Source organism: Chloroflexota bacterium (assembly GCA_011322445.1).
GTDB lineage: Bacteria > Chloroflexota > Anaerolineae > Anaerolineales > DRMV01 > DRMV01.
In genome coordinates, this window is the sequence record DRMV01000011.1 from 59,970 (window position 1) to 68,872 (window position 8,903).

Annotated in this window: 11 protein-coding genes; 5 read left to right on the forward strand and 6 right to left on the reverse strand. The window is 62.1% G+C overall.

Features of this window, described 5'->3' with window-relative positions:
- Nucleotides 1-4 precede the first annotated feature (4 nt).
- The 5 genes from ENJ54_02120 to ENJ54_02140 all read right to left on the reverse strand — a co-directional run bounded on the left by ENJ54_02120 (nt 5) and on the right by ENJ54_02140 (nt 4,298).
- Nucleotides 5-1,165: a PDZ domain-containing protein gene (locus ENJ54_02120; protein ID HFC08641.1), complete on the reverse strand. Its 1,161-nt coding sequence runs from the start codon at nt 1,163-1,165 to the stop codon at nt 5-7.
- Nucleotides 1,166-1,235: 70 nt separating this feature from the next.
- Entirely contained in the window at nt 1,236-1,931 is a 696-nt protein-coding gene (locus ENJ54_02125) for a zinc metallopeptidase (protein ID HFC08642.1), read from the reverse strand.
- Nucleotides 1,932-1,955: 24 nt separating this feature from the next.
- The gene (locus ENJ54_02130) at nt 1,956-3,242 is read right to left on the reverse strand and encodes a S41 family peptidase (protein HFC08643.1); all 1,287 of its coding nucleotides are present in this window, start codon (nt 3,240-3,242) and stop codon (nt 1,956-1,958) included.
- 116 nt (nt 3,243-3,358) lie between these two features.
- On the reverse strand, nt 3,359-3,589 hold the full coding sequence (locus ENJ54_02135; GenBank protein HFC08644.1) for a hypothetical protein: 231 nt from the start codon (nt 3,587-3,589) through the stop codon (nt 3,359-3,361).
- Between the two features lie 28 nt (nt 3,590-3,617).
- On the reverse strand, nt 3,618-4,298 hold the full coding sequence (locus ENJ54_02140; protein HFC08645.1) for a pyrimidine 5'-nucleotidase: 681 nt from the start codon (nt 4,296-4,298) through the stop codon (nt 3,618-3,620).
- Between the two features lie 54 nt (nt 4,299-4,352).
- Between ENJ54_02140 and gatC the strand changes: the two genes are divergently transcribed.
- Genes gatC through ENJ54_02165 form a run of 5 tightly spaced genes read left to right on the forward strand, consistent with a single transcriptional unit; the run spans nt 4,353 to nt 8,522 of the window.
- Entirely contained in the window at nt 4,353-4,649 is a 297-nt protein-coding gene (gatC, locus tag ENJ54_02145) for an Asp-tRNA(Asn)/Glu-tRNA(Gln) amidotransferase subunit GatC (protein HFC08646.1), read from the forward strand.
- Nucleotides 4,649-6,121 carry an Asp-tRNA(Asn)/Glu-tRNA(Gln) amidotransferase subunit GatA gene (gatA, locus tag ENJ54_02150; protein ID HFC08647.1) on the forward strand — a complete coding sequence of 491 codons (1,473 nt, stop codon included), beginning with the start codon at nt 4,649-4,651 and terminating at the stop codon, nt 6,119-6,121. Before gatC ends, gatA begins: the two co-directional genes overlap by 1 nt.
- Before the next feature lie 40 nt (nt 6,122-6,161).
- Nucleotides 6,162-6,404, forward strand: a complete 243-nt coding sequence (locus ENJ54_02155; protein ID HFC08648.1) for a DUF433 domain-containing protein — start codon at nt 6,162-6,164, stop codon at nt 6,402-6,404.
- 6 nt (nt 6,405-6,410) lie between these two features.
- Nucleotides 6,411-6,764, forward strand: coding sequence for a hypothetical protein (locus ENJ54_02160; protein HFC08649.1), 354 nt, complete (start codon nt 6,411-6,413; stop codon nt 6,762-6,764).
- Nucleotides 6,765-6,782: 18 nt separating this feature from the next.
- Nucleotides 6,783-8,522, forward strand: a complete 1,740-nt coding sequence (locus tag ENJ54_02165) for a M3 family oligoendopeptidase (GenBank protein HFC08650.1) — start codon at nt 6,783-6,785, stop codon at nt 8,520-8,522.
- 33 nt (nt 8,523-8,555) lie between these two features.
- Here ENJ54_02165 and ENJ54_02170 read toward each other — a convergent pair whose 3' ends face one another.
- Nucleotides 8,556-8,903: a transposase gene (locus ENJ54_02170; GenBank protein ID HFC08651.1), complete on the reverse strand. Its 348-nt coding sequence runs from the start codon at nt 8,901-8,903 to the stop codon at nt 8,556-8,558.

Here is an 8,903-nt window from a genome sequence, read left to right on the forward strand (position 1 = left end):
GCGGCTACGGCCGCGGCCGCTCGCCCAAGGTCACCTTCAGGGTGATGACTTTGTTCCCGCGGACGACCTTAAGGGCCACGGCCTCACCGGGTTTATGGTCAAAGAGGGTATTGATGAAGGGGTGTTGATCATCAATAGGCGTGCCGCCGATCTGGGTAATGATGTCGCCGTGCTGCAAGCCCGCTTTTTCAGCCGGACTGCCAGCCGCCACCTGAACGACATACACACCCCACTTCACCGGCAGGCCATACCGGGCAGCAATGGCGGGGTTGATGCCCTGCCAATCGATGCCCAGGTAGGGGCGCGACACATAGCCCTGCTTGATGATTTGCTCGGCCACGGCGCGCACCGTGTTAGAAGGAATGGCAAAGCCCAGCCCTTCGGCAACATCGCCGCCGCCGTTGCGGACGATCAGCGTATTGATGCCAACCACTTCACCTGCCAGGTTGACCAACGGGCCACCTGAGTTACCGTGATTGATAGCCGCGTCGGTCTGGATGAGGCCTTCCATCACATAGCCGCGACCGGTGTCGAGGTTACGGCCGGTGGCGCTGACCACGCCCACCGTCACCGTGTTGCGGAAGGCGCCCAACGGCGAGCCGATGGCAATCACGGTTTCGCCAGGCTTGAGAGCATCGGAGTTGCCCAACACGGCCACACCGGGCACTTTCCCTTTCACCTGCAACACGGCCAGGTCGGCAAAGCGGTCGGTGCCCACGATGCGGGCTTCCCGCCGGGTGCCGTCGGCAAAAATGACTTCCAGTTTCCGCGTGCCGGCCACGACGTGGTTGTTGGTGATGATGTAACCTTTCTCAGACACAATCACCCCAGAGCCACTCACCTGCTCATCGGGTGTACGGCCAAAGAATGTCACCTGGCCAGGAATGACGCCAACCACGGTAACCACGGCAGGGGAAACCTTCTCAACCGCCTTGGTGATTGCGGTTTCAATCTGGGTGGTTTCCACTTTCAAGACATCGCCATTCGGCGTTTTGCCCGTGGCAGGGGCGTTGCCTTGCCCTGCGGGGGAAACCGCCGCTGCGGGCGCAGCAGCCGGCACAGCGTGCGAGGCAACCCACCAGCCTCCTGCCAGCCCACCGCAAAGCGCCGTCAGGGCGGCAGTCAGCACCCAGAGGAAGATCAGTGCAATGCGCTTGGCCTCCATGTTTCACCTCCCGAAGCCCCGGCGCGGGCGTCGGTGGGCTTCCGGCGCGGGCGTCGGGGAGATGAAAGATTTAGCGGCGGCGACGACCGCCGAAAATCAGCATGGCATAGTACATCACCTGCAAAAGCGCGGTTACCAACGCCGCCACATAAGTGAGCGCCGCCGCGTTCAGCACACGGTTCACGCCCACGGCCTCTTCCTCGGTCTGGACAATGCCGGTTTCGCGCAGCAGGCGTTTGGCACGTGCCGAAGCGTTGAGTTCCACCGGCAGCGTCACCAGGGCGAACAGCGCGCCCAACGAGAAAACCACCAGCCCAACCACTGCCAGTTGTAGGTAGTTAAGAATCAGGCCGATGAAGATCAAAATCCAGCCAAGGTAAGAGCCAATGTTGACGGCCGGCACCATCATGCTGCGAAGTTTGAGCGGGGCGTAGCCTTCCTGGTCTTGCAAGGCATGGCCAAGTTCGTGGGCGGCCACAGCCACTGAGGCCACGGAACGCCCCTGGTACACCTGCGGGGAAAGCCGCAGCACTTTGCTTCGCGGGTCGTAGTGATCGGTCAGCGTGCCGCGCACGGCTTCCACCCGCACGCCATACAGCCCGCCGTAGCGGATGAGCCGCTCGGCAGCCTCGGCGCCGGAGAGGTTGGCCTGCAACGGCACACGCGACCATTTCTTGAACGCCGAACTCACATACCATTGGGCTGCCAGCATCAACAGAAATGCCGGCGCCATGAAGATCAGGTAGTAAGGATCAAACCAGAACATAGACCTGCCCTCCGTGAGGGGTTGTTATTTGATGCCGCCAGGCGCTTTACCCGAAAGAATGAGTTCTTTGGCCTTATCCAGTTGCGGGTCGCGCTTGGCTTTGGCATCGTCTTGGGTGAATTCCACTTTGAAATCGGGCGTCAGACCCTTGCCGCTGATCTGGCGCTTCTTGGGGGTGAGCCACAACGCCACGGTAATCCGCACCGCGCCCTGGTTGTTATCCAGCGGAATCCAGTTTTGCACCGAGCCCTTGCCGTAGGTGGTCACGCCTACCAGCACAGCCCGGCCGTAATCTTGCAGCGCGCCCGAGACAATCTCAGCCGCCGACGCCGTGCCATCGTTGACCAGCACCACCATCGGCACATCGGTCGCCAGGCCGCCGCTGTGGGTCTTGTAACTCTTCAGGCTGCCGTCTTTATATTGCTCGTAGAGCACCACTTTGCCTTCCGGCAGGAACTCGGAAGCCACGTCCACAGCGGTCACGAGATACCCGCCGCCGTTGTTGCGCAGGTCCAAAATCAACCCTTTAGGATGCTGCGCCATCAAGGTTTTGAGCGTGTCGCGAAGTTCCTGGGTGGTTTTATCGCCAAAGGTGTGCAGTTGGACGTAAGCGATATCGCCATCCAGCATCTTGCCTTCCACGCTGGGGATGGTGATTTTGGCGCGGGTGATGACCACATCGAAGGGCTTTTGATCATCGCGCTTAATGGTCAGGCGCACCTTCGTGCCCGCAGGACCAAGCACCTTCCGCACCACCAGTTCGGGGTTGATGCCCGTGACGTCTTGACCATCGACGGCGATGATTTCATCGCCCGGTCGCAACCCCGCCTTCTCGGCGGGCGAGCCTTTCATCGGGGTCACGATGGTGACATATTTGCCCGAAGTGTCAACCCAGGCGCCGATGCCTTCATATTCGCCCGACAGCGAGATGTTAGCCTCGCGATATTCATCGGGGTCCATGTAAGAAGTGTGCTTGTCGCCCGTCGCGGCATACATGCCGCGAATCGCGCCCTGCACCAGTTTGACGTCGTCCAGCGGACGGACATAGTACTCATGCAACAACTTCCAGGCCTGCCAGAAGGGGGCCCAAATGTCCGTCGGGCTGGCCGTAGGCGTGGGGGTGCCAGGGCCCACAGTGGGCGGAGGCGGGGTGGAAACAGCCGCGGTGCTTCCGGCCGGGCTCTCAATGCCTTTAGCCAGGTAGCCAAGAGCAAAGCCGCCTGCAAAAGTGCCGGCGACGAGAGCCAGCACCAGCACAGCAGCCAGAAGGTAACGCCAGTAATTTTTCATCTTGAGCTCCTTATACTTCATGGTCTATAGGTAAGCGTACCACGGAGAGATTAGAAAAGTGTAAAAAGTGCCCTATTGTTTTGGAATTTGGCGGCTCCCCCGTGGGCAGGTCTCCCCCAGCGCGCCGGTGCAGCGCCTCAGGCGTCTTTCGAGGGCGGGCGCAGGTCATCGGGAATGCCCTTGACCGCCTCGCCGAGGGCTTTCCATCCCTGGTCTTCTTTGACCCACGGTGAGCGGCTGCGGCGCACCACCTTTCGCAAAATCTCCACCTGGGCATGCAGGTTTTGACGGCGCAGGCTGTAAGCCAGCAGCAACGAAAAGATGATGGCAACGACAATGCCGCCGAGCACCAAAAGCACAGTATGCATGGCTTTTCCTCCATCGCGCGCCGCGCGTTCAGTGCCCTCGCGCAGCGGAAGGCATGGGCGCGCCGGCAATCCTCGGGAACGCCCGCGGGAGGGCGTAAATTTCCGGAATCACCGCATCCACCTGGCGGGCTTCTGCGGCCGCGGCTTCCCGCGCCACCCACACCGTGCGGAAGCCCAAGGGGCGGGCAGCGGTCAGGTTGCAAAGACGATCGTCGACCAGCACCGCGTCGCCGGGCGGCGGGTTTCCTGCCAGGGTAAGGGCCTGCCGGTAAGCGCTTTCCCACGGCTTGGGGTGCAGGTCGGTGGCAAAGATGTCAATGATGCCCTCGAAAACCTCGGCCACACCCAAAATTTCCAGCACGCGGCGGGCGTGGGCCGCATCGGCATTGGTGAACACCCACTTGGGGCCGGGCAACGCCTCCAACGTGCGGCGCAACCTCGGGTCGGGGGCCAGATAGGCTTCCAGCGGCAGGTCGTGGGTAAAGGCAAAGTAATCATATGGGTCGGCATGGTGGGGCATTTCATGCAACAGCCCTTGCAAGGTGGTGCCATAGGCCGCCACCCAACGGCGGCGCAGCGCCTGGGCAGCCCCTGGGGCAAGCCCCAACCGCACTTCCAGGTAACGGGTAATGCGGGCGCTGATTGCCGGCCACAAACCGGTGCGGTCGGTGTAAAGCGTACCGTCCAGATCCAGAAGCCAGACAACCATAGTCTAATTGTACCCGATGGTATAATTTTGCCATCCCTTTGCCGAGGAAAGCCCATGGCACTTACCCGTGAAGAAGTTGAACACATCGCCCAACTGGCGCGCCTGGAACTCACCGACGAGGAAATCGAGCGCTACCGCGAGCAACTTTCTGACGTTTTGGATTACGTCGCCCGCCTGCAGGGGCTGGACACCGCCGACATCCCGCCGACGGCCAGCGTGCTGCCGCCGCGCACCGTGCTGCGGGAAGACGAGCCGCGCCCGGGCCTGCCGCGCGACGAGGTGCTTGCCAACGCCGCGGAAACCGAAAACGGCCAATTCCGCGTGCCGCCCGTTTTTGGAGGGGAAGGCTGATGCGCACCGTGACCGAATGGCTGAACGCCCTGACGAGCGGCGAGGTCTCCAGCCGCGAACTGACCGAAGACGTGATTGCCCGCATTGAACGGCTGGAGCCGGTCGTGCGCGCTTTCCTCACCCTTACGCCCGAGGAAGCCTTGCAAGCCGCCGACGAAGCCGACCGCCGCCGGGCGGAAGCCCGCCGCAACGGCGAAAGCGTGCCCCCGCTGCTGGGGCTGCCTATGGCCGTGAAAGACGTCCTCAGTACGCGCGGCATCCGCACCACCTGCGGCTCGCGCATCCTGGAAAACTACGTGCCGCCCTTCGATGCCACGGCGGTGCGCCGCCTGAAAGAAGCCGGGGCCATCATCGTGGGCAAAACCAACACCGACGAGTTCGCGATGGGCTCTTCCACCGAAAACTCGGCCTACGGCGTGACCCACAACCCCTGGGATCTGGAACGCGTGCCGGGCGGTTCTTCGGGCGGCAGCGCGGCTGCGGTGGCAGCCCGCATGGTGCCCGTCGCTCTGGGCACCGATACCGGCGGCAGCGTGCGTCAGCCGGCTTCCTTCTGCGGCGTCACCGGCCTGAAGCCCACCTACGGGCGGGTTTCCCGCTATGGCCTGATTGCCTACGGCTCTTCGCTGGATACCGTGGGCGTGCTTGCCCAGACCGCCGAAGACGCCGCGCTCTTCCTGCACCTGATGGCCGGGCAAGACCCCTTAGACGCCACCAGCATGGATGTGCCCGTGCCGCCGCCTTCCCTCAAGCCGCGGGAAGACTTCCGCGGCCTGAAAATCGGCGTGCCGCGGGAATATTTCACCGAGGGCATCCAGCCCGCGGTGGCCCACGCGGTGCGCGCCGCGCTGGATTTGATGGCCGACATGGGCGCGGAGGTGCGGGAAATCAGCCTGCCGCACACCGAATATGCCGTGCCGGTCTATTACCTGATTGCCCCTGCTGAGGCCTCGGCCAACCTGGCGCGCTTCGACGGCATCCGCTACGGGCCGCGCGCCGAAGCCGAAACCATGTGGGATGTGTTCTACCACACCCGCGGGCAACTTTTCGGCCCCGAAGTCAAGCGCCGCATCATGTTGGGCACCTACGCCCTCTCCGCGGGCTATTACGATGCCTATTACGGGCAGGCGCAGAAAGTCCGCACCCTCATCAAGCGCGATTTCGAGCAGGCTTTCAAGGAAATCGACCTCATCGCCGCGCCCGTTGCGCCGAGCACCGCCTTCCGCATCGGCGCGCACACTGGCGATCCGCTTTCCATGTACCTGGAAGACATCTTCACCCTGCCCGCCAACCTCGCGGGCGTGCCCGGCGTGGCGTTCCCGGTGGGCTTCGACGACCTTGGCCTGCCCATTGGGCTGCAGTTCATGGGGCCCCACTTCCGGGAAGACCTCATTCTGGAAGCCGCTCACCTGTACCAGCAAGCCACCGACTGGCACCGCCACACGCCCGACCCCCTCGCCGATGAGGAGTGAGGGAGCGAGGTTGGTTTGCTGAGGGACAAGGAGCAGCGTCATGGAAGAACAACAATTGCTGGCGCGTATCAGCATGAACCCCGAAGTCAAGGGCGGGAAGCCGGTCATCAAGGGCACCCGCCTGACCGTGGAATATGTGCTCAATTTGTTAGCCCACGGTGCCACCGTAGAAGACATTCTGGCAGAGTACCCCGGCCTGACCCCCGAAGATATTCGCGCCTGCCTGCTGTTCGCCACCAAATCGCTGGCTGATACGGCTTTCATGCCGCTCGCGGCGGAGTGATTCCCCATGCGCTTTTTGGTGGACGAATGCACCGGCCCCGTGGTAGCGCGATGGCTGCGGAGTGCAGGCCATGAGGTGTTTTCGGTGTATGACCATGCGCGGGGGGCAACGGATGCTTTCCTGATTGGAAAGGCTGTGCATGAAGGGTGGATTATCGTCACAAATGACAAAGATTTCGGAGAAATGATTTTCCGAGGAGGGTATCGCCCTCGCGGGGTGCTCCTTCTGCGGCTGGATGACGAACGCTCCCCCAACAAAATTGCCGTGCTCAAAGCGTTGCTGGAAACTTATGGCGAACAAATTCGCGGTCATTTTGTCGTTGTGACCGAAGACCGTGCGCGCTTCACCCCCATTCCCTGAATTCACGGAGGTTTCCCAATGAACCTGCCCGACCTTGCCGAATTCATGACCTGGCCGTGGGAGAAAATCGCTCCCTACTACGACGAACTCCGCAAAGCCACCCTCACCGCCGATAGCGTGAAGGGCTGGCTGGCCGACTGGTCGCGCCTCGGCGAGTACCTTCATGAAACCGCCAGCCGCCTGCACGTGGCCGTCACGGTAGACACCACCGACGAGGAAGCCCACCAGCGCTTCGAAGCCTTCATCGAAGGCGTGCTTCCCGAAGCCCGCAAAGCCGAGCAGGCGCTGGCGAAAAAACTCGTGGAAAGCGGCCTGGAGCCGGAAGGCTTTTGCGTTCCGCTGCGCAACATGCGCGCCGAAATTGAACTCTTCCGCGAAGAAAACCTGCCCCTGCAGGTGGAGGAAGAAAAACTCCGCAACGCCTACAACCAGGTGGTCGGCGCGCAGACCGTGGAATGGCATTACAAGGAATACACGGTTTCGCAGATGCGCCCCTTCTTGCAGGAACCCGACCGCACCGTGCGTGAGGAAGCCTGGCGGCTGATGACCGAGCGGCAGTTGCGCGACCGCGGCCCCCTCACCCGCATCTGGCAGCAGATGCTCGATTTGCGCCAGCAGATGGCCGCCAACGCCGACAAGCCCGACTACCGCGCCTTCCGCTGGCAGCAGATGGGGCGCTTCGATTACACCCCCGACGACTGCCGCGCCTTCCACAAGGCCATCGAAGAAGTCGTGGTGCCCGCCGCCGCAGCCGTGCTGGAAAAGCGCCGCCAGCGCCTCGGCCTCGACCGCCTGCGCCCGTGGGATTTGAACGTCGACCCGGCAGGCCGTCCGCCGCTGCGCCCCTTCCGCAACGTGGAAGAACTCAAGGAAAAGAGCGAAGCCATCTTCCACCATGTGGATCCCCAACTCGGCGCGTATTACCACACCATGCGGGAAGAAAACCTGCTCGACCTGGAAAACCGCAAGGGCAAAGCCCCCGGCGGCTATTGCACGGCTTTCCCCGTGAGCAAACGCCCCTTCATCTTCATGAACGCCGTTGGCGTGCATGACGATGTGCAGACCATGTTCCACGAATCCGGCCACGCCTTCCACGTTTTTGAAAGCCTTGCGTTGCCTTACCTTTACCACCAGGGCAACGTGCCGATGGAATTTGCCGAAGTGGCTTCCATGAGCATGGAACTGCTGGCTTCCCCCTACCTCACGCACGACTTCGGCGGCTTTTACACTCCGCACGAAGCCGCCCGCGCCCGCATCGAGCACCTGGAACGCAGCCTGCTCTTCTGGCCTTACATGGCCGTGGTGGACGCCTTCCAGCACTGGGTTTACGAGCACCCCGAAGAAGCCCACGACCCCGCCGAATGCGACCGCATTTGGGGCGGCTTGTGGGACCGCTTCATGCCCGTGACCGACTGGCGCGGCCTGGAAGACGCCAAAGTTTCGGGCTGGATGCGCAAACTGCACATCTTCCAGTACCCGTTTTACTATGTGGAATACGGCCTCGCACAGTTGGGCGCGGTGCAGGTATGGGCTAACGCGCTGGAAGACCAGCAAGCCGCGGTAGCGGCTTACCGCAAGGCGCTCGCACTGGGCGGCACCGTCACCCTGCCGGAACTCTACGCCGCCGCGGGGGCGAAGTTTGCCATGGACGCCGCCACCCTGCGCAAGGCGGTGGATTTGATGATGCGGGTGATCGAGGAATTGGAGACGGTGGCGGAAGGAGGGGCTAAGGGATTGGGATTGGGTGTCCAGTCCTGAAATACGTTTACACGAAAACTTCCCCTCTCCCTATCAAAGTGATCCGAATATATGGGCTGGGGTAGCGTACCCCAAGGAGAGGTGAGGTCGTTCAAAGTTGTAAAGATGCACGGCTTGCGCCACGGTTTCAATGGCTTGGCTTTTGCTTGGAAACAAACTACTCAGAAGATACTCGGTCTTGAGGATGCCGTTCAGCCGTTTCGCCGGAGCATTGTCGTAGGCGTTGCCTACAGCACCCATGCGAGGGTGGCGTTTCCGTATCTCTCGCACCAAGGCGAGAATCAGTTGGGCTTCGGCTTCCTTCCGCAGGTCTCGCTTCCGGGCCTGGTAATAGGCCTGAGGCGTGACCCCAAACCATTGGCAGGCCTGGTAAGTCGGCAC